The organism is Flavobacterium sp. ALJ2 (assembly GCF_015594725.1).
Lineage (GTDB): Bacteria > Bacteroidota > Bacteroidia > Flavobacteriales > Flavobacteriaceae > Flavobacterium.
Genome location: NZ_JADNRC010000002.1, coordinates 287,074 through 303,288, shown reverse-complemented (window position 1 = coordinate 303,288; position 16,215 = coordinate 287,074). Strand labels below are relative to the sequence as shown.

14 protein-coding genes are annotated in these 16,215 nt (G+C 28.4%); all 14 read left to right on the top strand.

Annotation, left to right across the window (positions count from 1 at the left end; translation table 11 throughout):
- Window positions 1–3: 3 nt before the first annotated feature.
- The 14 genes from IUY40_RS03725 to IUY40_RS03660 all read left to right on the top strand — a co-directional run bounded on the left by IUY40_RS03725 (window position 4) and on the right by IUY40_RS03660 (window position 15,864).
- On the top strand, window positions 4–1,725 hold the full coding sequence (locus tag IUY40_RS03725) for a thiamine pyrophosphate-binding protein (protein ID WP_229335347.1): 1,722 nt from the start codon (window positions 4–6) through the stop codon (window positions 1,723–1,725).
- A gap of 36 nt (window positions 1,726–1,761) precedes the next feature.
- On the top strand, window positions 1,762–3,066 hold the full coding sequence (gene rfbH, locus IUY40_RS03720) for a lipopolysaccharide biosynthesis protein RfbH (protein ID WP_195735544.1): 1,305 nt from the start codon (window positions 1,762–1,764) through the stop codon (window positions 3,064–3,066).
- A 74-nt stretch (window positions 3,067–3,140) separates the two neighbouring features.
- Entirely contained in the window at window positions 3,141–4,049 is a 909-nt protein-coding gene (locus IUY40_RS03715) for an NAD(P)-dependent oxidoreductase (protein ID WP_195735543.1), read from the top strand.
- Between the two features lie 79 nt (window positions 4,050–4,128).
- The gene (locus IUY40_RS03710) at window positions 4,129–5,148 is read left to right on the top strand and encodes a glycosyltransferase family 2 protein (RefSeq protein WP_195735542.1); all 1,020 of its coding nucleotides are present in this window, start codon (window positions 4,129–4,131) and stop codon (window positions 5,146–5,148) included.
- On the top strand, window positions 5,148–6,632 hold the full coding sequence (locus IUY40_RS03705; protein WP_195735541.1) for an O-antigen translocase: 1,485 nt from the start codon (window positions 5,148–5,150) through the stop codon (window positions 6,630–6,632). The genes IUY40_RS03710 and IUY40_RS03705 overlap by 1 nt, the downstream gene beginning before the upstream one ends.
- An 8-nt stretch (window positions 6,633–6,640) precedes the next feature.
- Window positions 6,641–7,528, top strand: coding sequence for a glycosyltransferase family 2 protein (locus tag IUY40_RS03700; protein ID WP_195735540.1), 888 nt, complete (start codon window positions 6,641–6,643; stop codon window positions 7,526–7,528).
- Complete coding sequence (locus IUY40_RS03695) at window positions 7,525–8,157, top strand: acyltransferase (RefSeq protein ID WP_195735539.1); 633 nt, start codon at window positions 7,525–7,527, stop codon at window positions 8,155–8,157. The genes IUY40_RS03700 and IUY40_RS03695 overlap by 4 nt, the downstream gene beginning before the upstream one ends.
- Complete coding sequence (locus tag IUY40_RS03690; protein WP_195735538.1) at window positions 8,157–9,239, top strand: glycoside hydrolase family 99-like domain-containing protein; 1,083 nt, start codon at window positions 8,157–8,159, stop codon at window positions 9,237–9,239. The genes IUY40_RS03695 and IUY40_RS03690 overlap by 1 nt, the downstream gene beginning before the upstream one ends.
- A gap of 48 nt (window positions 9,240–9,287) precedes the next feature.
- Entirely contained in the window at window positions 9,288–10,412 is a 1,125-nt protein-coding gene (locus IUY40_RS03685; protein ID WP_195735537.1) for an EpsG family protein, read from the top strand.
- Entirely contained in the window at window positions 10,412–11,590 is a 1,179-nt protein-coding gene (locus IUY40_RS03680; RefSeq protein ID WP_195735536.1) for a hypothetical protein, read from the top strand. The genes IUY40_RS03685 and IUY40_RS03680 overlap by 1 nt, the downstream gene beginning before the upstream one ends.
- Window positions 11,587–12,378: a glycosyltransferase family A protein gene (locus IUY40_RS03675; RefSeq protein ID WP_195735535.1), complete on the top strand. Its 792-nt coding sequence runs from the start codon at window positions 11,587–11,589 to the stop codon at window positions 12,376–12,378. The genes IUY40_RS03680 and IUY40_RS03675 overlap by 4 nt, the downstream gene beginning before the upstream one ends.
- Window positions 12,378–13,745, top strand: a complete 1,368-nt coding sequence (locus IUY40_RS03670) for a hypothetical protein (RefSeq protein ID WP_195735534.1) — start codon at window positions 12,378–12,380, stop codon at window positions 13,743–13,745. Before IUY40_RS03675 ends, IUY40_RS03670 begins: the two co-directional genes overlap by 1 nt.
- Before the next feature lie 86 nt (window positions 13,746–13,831).
- The gene (locus tag IUY40_RS03665; protein WP_195735533.1) at window positions 13,832–14,980 is read left to right on the top strand and encodes a glycosyltransferase family 4 protein; all 1,149 of its coding nucleotides are present in this window, start codon (window positions 13,832–13,834) and stop codon (window positions 14,978–14,980) included.
- Complete coding sequence (locus IUY40_RS03660; RefSeq protein ID WP_195735532.1) at window positions 14,977–15,864, top strand: NAD-dependent epimerase/dehydratase family protein; 888 nt, start codon at window positions 14,977–14,979, stop codon at window positions 15,862–15,864. The genes IUY40_RS03665 and IUY40_RS03660 overlap by 4 nt, the downstream gene beginning before the upstream one ends.
- Window positions 15,865–16,215: the final 351 nt, after the last annotated feature.

Genomic DNA, 16,215 nt, shown 5'->3' with positions numbered 1-16,215 from the left:
ACTATGATGAAAGCATCTGATTTCATTGCTGAATTCTTGATGAAGAAAGGGATTAAAAGTGTTTTTGAGTTATCAGGAGGTATGATAACACACATACTTGATTCTTTAAATCAAAAAACAGATATTAATATTATTACAATGCATCATGAACAAGGAGCTGCTTTTGCCGCCGAAGGTTATGCTAGGGTTACAGGATTACCAGGAATCGCATTAGCCACTTCTGGTCCAGGCGCTACTAATTTATTGACTGGGATAGGTAGTTGTTATTTTGATTCGACTCCTGCTGTTTTTATAACAGGTCAGGTTAATAGACATGAATTAAAAGGGGATAGAGAAATTAGACAATTGGGTTTTCAGGAAACTGATATTGTTACAATGGCTAAACCGATAACTAAAGCTTGTTTTCATGTAAGTGACGCAAACGATTTACCAAATATATTTGAAAGTGCTTTTAAAATTGCTTTAGAAGGAAGACCTGGACCTGTTCTTATTGATATTCCTATGGATATTCAACGTATTCAAATAGAAGATAATTTTCTTATTGATAATAATATTAAATCTTTAGGAATTGATTCTACTATTTTAGAAGGTTTAATTGAAAATATTAAAAAAGCTAAAAAGCCTCTTATATTATCAGGAAGAGGTATAAAGGCTAGTAAAAGTCAAGAACAATTTTTAGATTTTATTAAAAAAACCAAAATCCCAGTTATTACGACATTATTAGGGTTAGATACAATAGCTTACGATAATTCACAACGTGTTGGATTTATCGGAAGTTATGGAAATAGATGGGCTAATATTGCTTTTGGTGAATGTGACTTACTTATTGTTTTAGGGAGTAGGTTAGATATTAGACAAACTGGAGCAGATACTAAATTTATTGAAAATAGAAAAATATATCATATTGATTGTGAAAAAGGAGAAGTGAATAATCGAGTTAAAGGTTGTAAAGCAATTATAACTGATTTGAAGTTTTTCTTTACTGAATTTGAAAAAGCTGTGTTCAATATTTCTTTTATCTCAAAAGAAGAGTGGAATAAACGTATCAATGATTTAAAAAATACTTGGCCAGATATTAAGGAACTTGATGCTAAAGGAATTAATCCAAATGTTTTTATGCATTTGCTTTCTAATAAATCGAAGAAAGCTAAAGTTTATTTAGCAGATGTTGGAAGCCATCAAATGTGGGCAGCACAATCATTAGAAATTTATAAGCATCAGCAATTTTTAACTTCAGGTGGAATGGGTGCCATGGGATTTTCATTACCAGCAGGAATTGGAGCAAGCATTGGATTAAATAAAGAGCCCGTAGTTGTTCTTGTAGGAGATGGTTGCATGCAAATTAATATTCAAGAATTACAAACTATTGTTCGAAATAAACTTCCAATAAAAATCATTGTTTTAAATAATAGAACCCTAGGGATGATAAGACAATTTCAAGATAGTTATTTTGAATCTCGTTATCAATCAACTTATTGGGGGTATGACGCGCCTGATTTTGCTAAAGTGGCTATGGCTTATGGAATAGATGCAAAAACAATCGAAAATCAAAAAGAAATTGAAAATGCTGTTAATTGGCTATGGAATGTTGAAAATGAAAAGAAACCACAATTACTACAGGTGATGATTGATCCACACACAAATACCTATCCTAAAATTGCTTTTGGTAGACCAATTACCGAAATGGAACCTTTTGCTAAGCCAATAGCAATGGAAGCAACATAAAAATATAAATAAAATTACTGTTAAAGATAAATTCATATGTTACAAAATTTAAAAGAAGATTCTCTGTTAAAAAGTTTAAGAGAAATAGCAAAAAAGAAATCTACGCAAGTTATTATCGCAGGTGAAAATTACATACCTGTTACAGGTAAAGTTCTTGATGAAGAAGATATTTTAATGGGAGTTGATGCGGCCCTTGATGGATGGTTAACGGCAGGACGTTTTGCTAATAAATTTGAGGCAGATTTTGCTGCTTATTTTGGAGCACATCGATCTCTTTTAGTAAATTCAGGCTCTTCAGCAAATTTGGTAGCATTTTACGCCTTAACATCTCCAAAATTAGGTGATAGAGCGATTAAACCGGGTGACGAAGTTATTACCGTCGCCGCCGGATTTCCTACCACAATAAATCCAATTATTCAATTTGGGGCGATTCCTGTTTTTATTGATGTAGATATTGCTACGCATAATGTTAAAGCAGATATGATTGAGGCTGCAGTAAGCCCGAAGACAAAGGCAATTATGATTGCGCATTCATTAGGAAATCCTTTTGACTTGGATGAAGTTATGAGAGTGGCAAAAAAATATAATCTATGGGTAGTAGAAGATGATTGTGATTCACTTGGGGCAACTTATAAAGGAAAAAAAACGGGAACATTTGGAGATATCGCTACATTCTCGTTTTATCCAGCACACCATATTACAATGGGTGAAGGTGGAGCTGTTTTAATAAACAATCCAATTTTATCAAAATTAGCGGAAAGTTTCCGTGACTGGGGACGTGATTGTTATTGCGAGCCTGGAAAAGATGATACTTGTGGCTGTCGTTTTGGTCAACAATTAGGTACATTGCCTTATGGATATGATCATAAATATACTTACTCACATATTGGTTTTAACTTAAAAGTTACTGATATGCAAGCAGCTTTTGGAGTTTCACAAATAAAAAAAATAGATCAATTCGTAGAACGCCGTAAAGAAAATTATGCCGCTTTGTATGAAAGAATGAAAGAATTTGAAGAGGTATTTATACTTCCTGAGCCAACTCCAAATTCGGAACCATCTTGGTTTGGTTTTTTATTGACTCTTAGAGAAGGGGATGCAAATGATCGACACATGTTAGTGCAACATTTAGAAAAAAATAAAATTGGTACACGTTTATTATTTGGAGGAAACTTATTAAGACAACCAGCATATGCTAACATAGAGCATCGCGTAGTTGGAGATTTAACAAATACTGATATTATCATGAACCAATCTTTTTGGTTAGGTGTCTGGCCAGGATTAAATGAAAGCCATTATGATTATATCGCAAATATTATTCGAGAATACCTAAGTTCTTAATGCAATTTTAGCTAAAAAGTTTTTTTAGCTAAAACATTGTAGTTTAATATTTAATAATTTTGAAAATATAAATTTTGAAGAAAATAGCAGTAATAGGAAGTAATTCCTTTTTAGCAAAAAATTTAATTAAGAAAGTTTCTAAAGGCAATGATATTTACCTTTATGGTAAGAATATTGAAAAAGCAGGGGAATCGTTGCCTTTTGTTTCTTATATTAATTTTGATTATCCTACTGTACCTTTGAATATAAAGTCATTGTTAGATTATGATGTTATTGTTTATACTGCTGCTGTTGGGGTACAATCTAATAATCGACCAGCAAATTTATTATTATATCAGGTTAATCTTTTTTTGCCAATAGAAATAGTTACTTTTTTAAATGATAATAAATATAAAGGAAAATTCATAACCTTCGGATCTTATTTTGAAATTGGAACTAATGACAATATAAAATTATTAGATGAAATTGAAGTTATTAGATCTGCAGGTACTATTTCTGATAGTTATTGTGATTCTAAGAGACTTTTAAGTAACTTTTATTTAAATAAACAATTTAATATTTTATGGTATCATTTAATACTACCGTCAATATATGGTCCAAATGAGAATGAAAATAGACTTATTCCATATGTGATTAATAATATTAAAGCAAAATTGGATTCTAAATTGTCTTCAGGAGATCAAGTTAGACAATATCTATTCATTTCAGATTTAGTTGATTTAATTGATAGAATAATTAGCACAGAAGTGCCCTCTGATGTATATAACGTTGCAAGTTGTACTGATTCGATTAAAATAAAAGATTTAGTTAGCTTAATTTATGAAATAATGGGTGAAAAACAAATTGGACACAGTCAAATTGTGACAAGAGATCAAGGAATGACATTCCTAGGTTTAAATACTGAAAAAATAATGAAGGTTATTCCGGAATGGAAACCTAAAGTTTTTTTAAAGGAAGGTATTAAAAAATATTTAGAAGTCTAAAAATGAACATAATGATGTGTTTTACTGAGGTATCATTTTTTTTTGAAATGAAACAAATCTTATTCATCTCTTCTGAGTTATGAGCAGTAATCCTGTAATTAGTATTTGTATTCCAACATATAATAGAGGAAATAAGGTTAATGAATTAGTTAATTCTATATTAAAATATAAAGGAGATGATATTGAAGTAATTGTAGTTGATAATTTATCTACGGACAGGACGAGCTCATTATTGAGTGAGATTGTTGATCATCGATTTATCAATGTAAGAAATGAAGAAAATATTGGGGGTATAAAAAACATTTTTAAAGCATTAAAGCTTGCGAAAGGTGAATATTGTTTTTTATGTTTAGATAAGGATAGAATTGATTACGAAAAGGTTGGATTTTTAATTAAACGACTTAAAGAAGATTCAGATGTTTTATTTGGATATTGTAAATTAAATAGCATAAAAGATAGCCCTGATATTTTGTATAACAAAGGATTTGCTTCATTGTATAATATGGCATATTTATCAGCACACCCGTCTGGAATGTTTTATAAGACAGATGTATTAAAGAGCTTACCTTTGCTAAATCAGATTTTTACAGAAAATAAAAAATTTGGTTTCTATACGGATTTAATTAATGCAGAGATAGCTACATTAGGACAATCTAAAATTATTATGTTGCCAGTTTTTTATACAGAAACGAAAGAAGATTGTGAAAAAGTTAGCTCTTTTACATATACTAATGAGAATGAAGTGTTTTTCTTTCCTTCAAAAAGGATTGAAGAATTTATGGTTTATAGTGAAAGTTTATATTCTTTAAAAATTGCTAGGAAAGAAAAGAATAAAGTTCTTGCTAAAATTTTTTTAAGCGGATTATTGGCTTCTACTTTAGGATTTAAAAATATTCTGGAGGATTCTTCAGTTTGTACTCATTATTTCGTCAAGTCTCGTAACGTTTCTATCATTGAATTAATTAAAATTGCTTTTACATTTTCAAAGGCCTTTTTTAAAAGTGATTTGCCAGTTAGTGTTTTTTTTAAAATTTACGTATGTATTGTCTCAAATGTTAAAATGGGTTATCTAATAACTCGTAATAAATTAAAAAAATAGTGCAAGAAGAAGCAAAAACGCATAAGCAAATACTTAAGAGTACCAGTATAGTTGGAGGATCACAAATAGCCTCTATTTTAATTGGAATAATTAGAACGAAAGTGGTTGCAGTTTTATTGGGTCCTGTGGGTATAGGTTATATTGGTGTTTTTCAAAATATTATTGATTTAGTTAGGCAAGTTACTGGTTTTGGAATAAATTTTAGCGGAATAAAGGACGTTGCAGAAAGTAACGTAACAAATGATAAAAAGAAGATTTCAAAAACAATTAGAATATTACGGAGATGGGCTTTTTGGACAGGCGTATTAGGTACAATATTGACTATTGTATTTTGTGTTCCTTTAAGTGAGTATTCTTTTGGAAATAATTCATATGCATTAAGTATTGTAATTGTATCAATTACAATTTTGATTATTAGTGTTTCAGGGGGACAACTTGCATTACTTCAAGGTTTGAGAAAAATTAACTTGATGGCAAAGGCAACTTTCTATGGAGCAATTGTTGGTACAGTTATCACCTTACCATTATATTGGATACTTGGAATTGATGGAATTGTTCCTGGTATGGTTTTGACAAGTTTAGGTGCTCTTGCTTTATCATGGTGGTTTACTAGAGATATTAAATTAGAAAAAGTAGACCTTTCTTTTATAGAAACCTTTAAGGGAGGAACCCGAATGGTTCGTTTAGGTTTTTTTATTACCATAACTGGGATTATGGCAACAATCACTTTGTATTTCGTTAGGTCTTTCTTGTTAAAGAAAATGAATATTGATGCTGTTGGATGTTTTCAAGCGTGTTGGATGATCGCGACTATGTATTTGGGTGTGATACTTAATGCAATGTTAGCTGATTTTTTTCCAAGACTTACAGAGGTAAATGAAGATAATGTTGCAGTTAATAGATTAATTAATGAACAATTGGAAATTGCATTTCTAGTGGCATCTCCAATGATAATCGGTATAATAGTATTTGCACAACTTATCATTAAGGTTTTATACAGTAGTGAATTCATACTTGCGATACCAGTCTTACAGTGGCTTATTTCAGGAACTTTTTTTACTATAATATCTTGGCCACTAGGAGTTATGTTTTTGGCTAAAAGCAAAGGGTTGTATAGTTTTGTAATTGAAAGTGTCTGGAATATTGTTTTTTTAGTAATCTTATATTTTGGGTGGAATTTTTATGGGTTCAAAGTCGTAGGGTATTCGTATGTTCTTGCTTGCGCCATCAGATTTATTCTTGTCTATGGGAGTACAACTTATTTGTCTAATTTTAAATTTAGTACTATTAATCTTCGATACACTTTTGTTTTTGGTCTCTTGGTTATTATAGCATTAACAAATGTCACTTTACTTTCGAATAATATTCAATATATTATAAGTTTAATTATAATGTTAATAGTAGTAATATTTAGTTATATTAATCTTAATAGAATCATGGACATTAATGGATTTATAAATAATAAAATCAGGAAGAATAAATAATTTAATAAATGAGCATTAAACTACTTTCTATTTGTATACCAACTTATAATCGTTGCGATATATTAGATGAGACTTTGAAGAAACTTTTAGAAAACCCAGACTTTAATACCGAATATATTGAAGTTATAGTTTCAGACAATTGTTCAACAGATAATACAAAAGAGGTGGTTGCAAAATACTCAGTTGTTAAATATTATTGTAATGAAAAAAACACTTCATTCTTTAATTTAACTACTGCTTTATCTTATGCCACAGGAAAATATATCAGATTATATAATGATACATTTACTTTTCGATTAGGCGCTTTGGGAAAAATGGTCAAAATGATTAAAATGTATGAAAATGATAATGTTAATCTTTTCTTTTATCCAAACTTTTTGAATAATCATGATACTAAAATAACGATAAACTCTATTTCTTCTTTTTTTTATCACTGTAGTTATAATACAACATGGACAGCAGCTATAGGTTTTTGGAAAAAAGATTATGATAAGGTACAAGATAAGAATAAATATGCATCACTTCATTTTCCACAATTAGAATGGATGTATAGTATAGTGAAAAATGGAAAAGAGACTATAATCTATTTTGAAGATTTATTTAATGTGACAATACCTAAAAAAAAAGGAGGCTATAATGTTTTTAAAACATTTGTACAGGATTATCTTGACATTATAAAGAAAGAAAGATTATCTTTTTTTATTTATGAACTTGAAAAGTATCGATTATGTCGCTATTTTGTTTATCCATGGTTTGTTACATTAACAATTTCAAAGAAAGAAAATTTCGATTTTGAAAGTAAAGGAGTCTTTAAAATCATTTTTAAAAAATATTGGTACGAACCATACGTTTATCCAATGTTATTATTATTATTATTTAGAAAATTGGTAAAATGAAAAGAATAATAAAAAAGATAGTTAAGAAAAGTATTATAATTTTATCTTTTATTTTTTCAAAAAAAATATCAATTACTATTGATGTTTTTTTTAATTTACTATATACCTTTTGGTACACCAGAGAATTTAGAAATATAGGCGAAAGTATTTCTTTTGCTTATCCACTATATTTGAAAGGTGGAAAGTATATTTCCATCGGAACAAATGTTGGAGCAGATCAACGTTTGCGTTTAGATGCTATTGACGAATTTCTAGGGGACAAATTTAATCCGGAAATTATTATAGGTAATAATGTTTCTATTCAAAAGGATTGTCACATAGGAGCTATAAATAAGATTAATATAGGAAACAATGTCTTGATTGCTAGCAAGGTTTATATAAGTGATCATTTTCATGGAGAAATTACAAAAGAGGCTTTGCTATTGCCTCCAGCACAAAGAAAATTATATAGTAAAGGGCCTGTTATTATTGAAGATAATGTTTGGTTAGGAGAAGGTGTGGTTGTTTTGCCAGGAGTTACTATTGGAGAAAACGCAATAATTGGAGCAAATGCAGTTGTAACAAAATCGATTCCCAAAAACTGTGTTGCAGGTGGAAATCCTGCTCGAATAATAAGAGAAATTAATTAATGAAAAAAAAAGCAAGAGTACTGGCCTTTTATTTGCCACAATATCATCCAATACCAGAAAATGATTTATGGTGGGGAAAAGGGTTTACCGAATGGACAAATGTTGGCAAAGCAAAACCCCTTTTTAAGGGACACTATCAACCAAGGGTTCCTGCAGATTTAGGATATTATGATTTAAGACTTTCGGAAACACGTCAAGCACAAGCTGATATGGCTAGAGAATATGGAGTTGAGGGGTTTTGTTATTGGCATTATTGGTTTGGAAATGGAAAGAGATTGATTGATAGACCATTTAATGAAGTACTAGAATCAGGGGAACCTGATTTTCCATTTTGTTTAGCTTGGGCGAATGAAACTTGGAAAGGGTTTGATCATGGTTTGATAAATCGTAATATTTTAATAGAGCAGTTATACCCTGGGATTGAAGATTATACTGCTCATTTTTATGAAGTATTACCTGCATTCAAAGATAAGCGTTATATAACTGTTGATGGAAAACCATTATTTATGATTTATAAGCCATTGGCAAATCCTGAGGTAATCGCCTTTATGAAGGTTTGGAGGGAATTGGCCGTAGTGAATAATTTAATTGGCATTCATTTTGTTGGGCATAATAATGATATGAATGACAGTGTTCAGGATATATTATCAACGGGTCTTGATGCTGTAAACACAACAAGATTAAATAGATATATTGTACAAAACAGATCGTTTATTACTAAAGTGTATGGTAAATTAAATAAATTATTTAGAAATATACCCAATGCATATTCATACGAGGCTATGTCTGAGTGGTTTATCATACCTGAAATTGACAAGCAAGAAAAAGTTTACCCTAGTATAATTCCGGGATGGGATCACACACCTAGGAGTGGACGTGATGGTCTTGTTATGACTAATTCTACGCCTGAAATATTTGAAAAACATGTTAAGGATGTAGTTAAACTTGTAGAAGATAAAGCTGATGAACATAAAATTATTTTTATTAAATCTTGGAACGAGTGGGCTGAGGGTAATTATATGGAACCAGATTTACGATGGGGTACAAGATTCCTCGAAGTTTTTAAGAAGCAATTACTATAATTTAATATATTATGCTTTAAATAGAAACCAGTAAAGATTTAATAGATATTGATTACATATATAGTTTTATTTTTTTTCTTCGCAGCTTTAAGTTTTACAGATTATATCCGTACACCAGTATTATACAGAAAAATTTACTTGTTTTTTGGTAGTATAACTGTATTTGTAATTTTGTGGATGTTTGCGGGTTTAAGATGGAAAACCGGTACTGATTGGGAATCTTATTTTGACTCTTTTTGTTATTTTTCAGATGATTATGCAGTTAATTTTGAGCCTGGATTTGTTATTTTTCTAGCTACTATTAGAGACTTAACATCTGAATATACAGTTTTTTTATTAATACTTTCTTTTTTATGCATTTCATTAAAATTTATATTTTTTTTGAAATATCATAAGGAGACTTTTTTCACATTAGTTTTTCTGTATCTATGTTATTATTTTGCCGATATTTTTGCAGTTCGTCAAAATTTAGCTATTTCTCTAACGCTTTTTAGTACTTGGTTTATAATAACTAAAAAGCCTATTTTATTTCTGTTATTTGTAGGATTAGCTGCAAGTATTCATACTTCATCATTATTATACTTTTTTGCATATTATATTTATTGGAAGAAATTTACTGATAAATCTTTTTATTATATTATTTTCTTTAGTATTTTCTTAGGATTAATAGGATTTGGTAATATAGTTTTAGATTTATTACTCAAGGCTTTAGGTTTGGAAGGTTTTGTGGGAGAGAAAATTAGTAATTATTTAAGTAATGATAGTGAAGGATTAAATACCAACAGTAATCTTCTGGTTTTGTATATAATGGGGATTGTAAAAAGATTAATATTGATTCCTTTGTTTTTATATGTTAAAAATAAATCACAAGGGAGGTTCGTTTATTTTCAGGGTTACTTAAATCTTTATATCGTAGGGAATATTATCTATTTCCTATTTGCAAAAGATTTAGCAATATTTGCAAGAGCTTCAGTTCCCTTTTTAATATTTGAGATTTTTTTAATTAGCTACGTTTTATTATATTATAAACCACATAAAAAAAAGATGATTTTTGCTTTTGTATTAATAACCCTTTTTTCATGGGCAAGATTTAGTGCTTTAATCAATTCATATTATGATCTTTATGTTCCTTATAATTCAATTTTTGATAAAAAAATAGAAAGAAATGTATAATGAATGATGTTATAATAATTAGTGAAGTTACCCATACGGGAGAAGTTCATTTTCAGGTAAATAGTTGTTTTATTGAAATGTTGTCTGGATTGTATCCATCTCAAAAAATAATATTTTATGCTGAAACAAATCATAATAATACAGTAAAAGAAAGTTTAAGTAATAAACAACTTAACAATCTGGAATTTTTACCTTTTGAAGGTTATTATGATGAAAAGAAATTTAGATGGGCATCTAAGATTATTGGTGAATGTATTCAAATTGTTAAGATACTTCGAAAAGGCAAACTTCTTAAAAGTGAGTTGTTTGTATGGACATGTCTATTTCCAACGGGACATTTTTTTTTAAATTTTCTAATATTATTTCAAAAGAAATCAAAACATATAATTGTACTACATGGAGAGTTAGAATTCTTGAAAATTAGTGGAAAACGTAAATCCGAAACTTTATTAGGAATTATTCTTAAAGCAGGAATTTATTTAAGCACCAAAAAAACTAAATATATTGTACTGGGGGGGAATATTAAAAAAAGTTTAAAAACAATTATAAGTCAGCGTATTTTAAAAAGAACCTATTCTATATTGCATCCGTATAATTTTTCCGTTGATTATTACTTAAAGGATTTAAATAATACTAATGATCAATTATTAAATATAGGTGCAATAGGAACACAGATGTTATCTAAAAATTCTAATTATATTTATTCTTTGGCAGAATATTATAAAGCTGATGTAATTCAAGACAAAATTAATTTTATTACTATAGGGAAAATATTGCCAGAACTTAATCCTTTTGATACGGATTTAGTTAAAAAACTTTACTCAGATTCTTTTGTTTCACAAAAAAACTTTGAAATTGAAATTTCAAAATTAAATTTTATAATTTTTTTTTATGATAATACCGCATATGAACTTTGTGCAAGTGGAGCTATTTTTGAAGCGATTAGATTAGATATTCCTATAATATCAATAAAAAACGATTTTTTTCAATGGTTATTTGATAGTTATGGAGAGATGGGGTTTCTATGTAATAATTTAGATGATATTAAACTTACTATTGATGAATTAAAAAGAGATGGATTTAAGGAAAAATTAGTGAATTTTAGAAAAAATATAGTAAAATTTAAAAATGAAAATGATTTAACAAACTTGGCTATAAAATTGAAAACTATAATATGAAGTCAGGAGTAACTATTTCAGTTATAATTCCTTGTTATAATTCTGGAAAAACGATTAAGGTATGTCTTGAATCTATATTAACTCAGACTGAAACTGTAAATGAAGTAATTGTTGTAGATGATGGTAGTACAGATGAATCTGTAAATATCATTAGAGATTTTTTTAAAAATGCTAGTAAACAAATCAAGTTTATTTTGGCTGAACAAAAAAATCAAGGGCCATCCGCAGCACGAAATAATGGAGTTTTATTAGCTTCCTCTAGTCATATAGCTTTCCTAGATAGTGATGATGAATGGTTTTTTGATCATATTCGAATTTCAAAACAGTTTTTAGATAACAATCGTGAATATAAAATTACGGCAACAAAATATTTGGCTATTCCAAATAATTTTAGTGGGGAAGTTTCATTTAAAAAACTACTTATAAGAAATTATTTATCTACACCTTGTGTCGTTTTAGATAGAGATTGCTTTTGGGATAATGGAGGATTTAATGAAAAAATGAAATATTCAGAAGATTATTATTTGTGGTTGAGTATTGTTTTTAAGAATAGGTTTTACAAGCTAGATTATATTGGAGCAAAAAACATCGATTACAAACGTCCTTTTGGAGATAAGGGATTGTCATCAAATTTATTACAGATGCATTATGGAGTTATAAAGTGTTATGACAATTTATATTTTAATAAAATGATTGATTTTAAGACATATTTTAAAATTAAAGCAATTGAAAAATTAAAGCATTTACGAAGATTAATATTAACATATTTACATAAATATAAAATATAATGAAGATTAAATTAATAATATTACTAAGTTTTATTAGTTTTTCATTTTCTAGTTTTGCTATAAATAATACTGTAATAAAAACAAATGGAAACTCTATTTCTGTTTTAGATTTTGGTGCGATTGGTAATGGAATTGTTGATGATTCAGATGCATTTCAAAAAGCTATTGTATATTGTATAAAAAACAAACAAACACTTTATGTGCCTAAAACAAGCAAAAGTTACAACTTTAATAAAAGTGTAAGGGTAAGTTTGTCACAAGGTGAGAAAATTAATATTATCTCAAATGGAGCAACCATAACGCCAAAAATCACAGATGTTACTACAGCCTACAAACTAACATCTTTTAAAGAGCATGTTTTTATATCTATAGGTAGAGAATTTAATTCTATAGATATACTTGAAAATCCAGAAGAAAATCATGATACAGCAATTGCTATTTCGGGTCTGATATTTGACGGTATAAATCAGAAAAGCACAGAGGTTATTACTTCCTATGATAATGATATTTATATAGGAGGACAGTTTATTGCAGAAAAAGTAGATATTGAAAATTGTATATTTAAGAATATATTCGGTTATGGTATTAGAATTCATGAAGTTTCAGAAAGTAAAATCAAGCAATGTAAGTTTATAAATGTAGGAGGTAGAGGTCTAACACCATTTGCAAATAAGTTAGATTTAGATGCTTTTGGAGATGCTATATTTCATGCAAAAATAAATGAGAATGCCAATATTGTAATTGAAGATTGTTCTTTTTATGGAAAAAAAAGCAATAATCGAAGAAGTAGATCAGCATTAACATTTGAGTTTTCTTTGTCTCCATATAAAGTATATTTAAAAAAATTGAATATTGAAGGATACGCTAAATGTCTTCATATTGAAGAAAAGGCAGTCACTTTTTTTCAATTAGAGAATGTGAAAATGAGAGATTTTAATTTTGGAATTGTAAATGCACTAAATGATGAGACAGAAGTTCATTTGAATAATTGTACTATCAATGTTGGCCTAAATGATGGTAATGACAGTGGAGATGCACTCGCATTCTTAAATTATAATAGTTTAGCAAAAATATATGTGAATAATTCGTCACTAGATTTTAAAGGAAAGCCATCTGCTTATCAAAGCGCAGTTGGATTAATTAAAGTTGAAAATTCTACTATTAATGGAAATAATACAAATTTTTTCTTTGCAGATGGTAATACAGTTTTTTTGAATTGTAAGTTTGTAAATTTTGGCGGACCTGGAATGTCTTTTTTTTCAAATAATCCAAAAAATTTATATCAAATTAAAAATTCAACATTTAGAGGGAGTTCAATTTCGAGTGTAAAAGCGAGTAACGTAAAACTGGATATTAAAAATAATTAATATTTTAAAGTCTGAATCTGAATTAAAATTATTTTATAGCTTTTAATACTAGCTAAAATAATATAATTCTAAAAATTAAAATTAAAATGCAAAGAAATGTTTTACATGTTGTTTCAGTGTCTTTTTCTTTACCATATTTTGTAGGCGAACAATTTGTTTATTTTAAGAAAAACAATCCTGAATATAATTTTTTTGTAGCTTGTTCTCCCTCAGAAAACCTTACTAAATTATCAAACAGCTTACAATTTACAAAAATCCCCTTAATTATAAATCGTTCTATATCGCCCATTCAAGATATAAAATCTATTTTTAAACTAAAAAAAATTATACTGGAAAATAAAATTGATGTAGTTGTTGGGCATACTCCAAAAGGAGGAATGATTGCTATGATAGCGTCTTATTTAGCCAGAATACAAAATAGAGTTTATTTTAGGCATGGTATCATGTTTGAAACATCAACTGGGTTTAAGAGGTTTCTTTTAAAAAATATTGAAAGAATTACAGGTTCTTTAGCTCATAAAGTTGTATGCGTTAGTAATGAAATAAAATTAATTAGCGAGAAAGAAAAACTTAATAGCAAAACAAAAAATATTATTCTGGGAAGAGGAACTTGTAATGGAGTTGATTGTTATGGAAAATACAATCGCAATAATAAAGTAGAGAAAATAAGTGAGTTACGAAAAAAAAATGGAATAAATGAAAAAGATTTCGTAATTGGATATGTCGGTAGATTAGTAAAAGATAAAGGAATTAATGATCTTATTGATGCATGGGAAATTATTATTACAAAATATTCAAATGTTAAATTATTGCTTGTTGGTCCTTTTGAAGATAGAGATAAAGTTAATGATTTAGTCCAAAATAAGATAATAGAGTATGATTCTATTATTCATACTGATTATGTTGAAGATACGTCGAATTATTATTATATAATGGATACATTCATTTTACCAAGTTATAGAGAAGGATTTCCTACTGTTGTTTTAGAAGCATCTTCAATGGAATTACCAATACTGACAACTAGGGCAACAGGTTGTTCAGAGTCAATAATTGAAAATGTAACGGGATTTTTTTTTGATATTGAAAAAAATAAGATTGCTCAAGCTATAAGTTATATTATAGAGAATCCTATTCATGCCAAGGGAATGGGTATAAAAGGTAGGGAGTTTGTAATAAGTAATTTCGAGCAAAAAGAAATTTGGGACATAATCGAAAAAGAAATTTTGGCTATATGATATTATTAACAGGAGCGAACGGTTTTTTAGGTAAAATTATTTTGCAAAATAGTAATGAAAAGATTTATACTCTTGGTAGGTTCGGTGATTTAGATATTTCTGTAGATCTTTCTAAAAACATTCCAATTTTACCCAAAGTAGACATAGTTATTCATTCAGCAGGTAAGGCTCACAGTATCCCGAAAACTGATTCTGAAAAAAAAGGGTTTCATGATGTGAATGTTTTAGGGACATCTAATTTATTAAAAGGATTAGAAAAATCAGGTTTGCCTAAACAATTTGTTTTTATAAGTTCAGTTTCAGTTTATGGACAAGAAAGCGGTAATAATATTTGCGAAGAACATGCACTATTAGCTAAGGATCCATATGGGCTAAGTAAAATTGAAGCAGAACAATTAGTAAAAAACTGGTGTGATAAAAATCAAGTAACATGTAGTATACTAAGATTACCATTATTAGTTGGGAAAAAACCACCTGGTAATTTAGGAGCTATGATAAAAGCTATTAATAAAGGTTATTATTTTAATATTGGAGGGGGTACAGCTAAAAAAAGTATGGTTTTAGCTAAAGATGTCGCTTGTTTTATTTTAACAGTTGCTCCTATTGGAGGAATCTATAACCTCACAGACGGACTTCATCCTAGTTTTAGTGAATTAAGTTTGGCAATTTCCAAAAATAAAATAAAACAATTTAATTTACCAATTTATGCTGCGAAAATCATGGGATTAGTAGGTGATTTTTTAGGTGACAGAGTGCCAATTAATTCCTTTAAAATAAAAAAAATAACCTCAGATTTAACTTTTGATGACTCTAAAGCTAGAAAATTATTGAATTGGAAGCCTCAATCGATTTTGGAATTCTTAAAAAAAGAAGATTTAGATTAGTGATTTTTGAAAAAGAAAGAAAATTTCTGAAGTAGATATTAGAAAATGTATAAATAGTAATAAACAAAAGTATATGAGTTTCTAGATTAAGCACTTTATGGTATTGATGATTTAAAACTCATTAAAAGTTTAAATATATATTATAAATAGATAATTAGTATGATTTTTTATGTTTTTTTAATGTTTGTAATATTAACTCTTTTTTTTACTAGCTATAGATTTCCAAGTTCAGAAAAAGTTATTAGTATAATTCTTTTAGGGACTTTAATTTTAGTTGGAGGATTTAGAGATAGAATAGGTTGGGACTATAATAGTTATATGCATTGGTATCTGACTGGGACAAGAGACAAT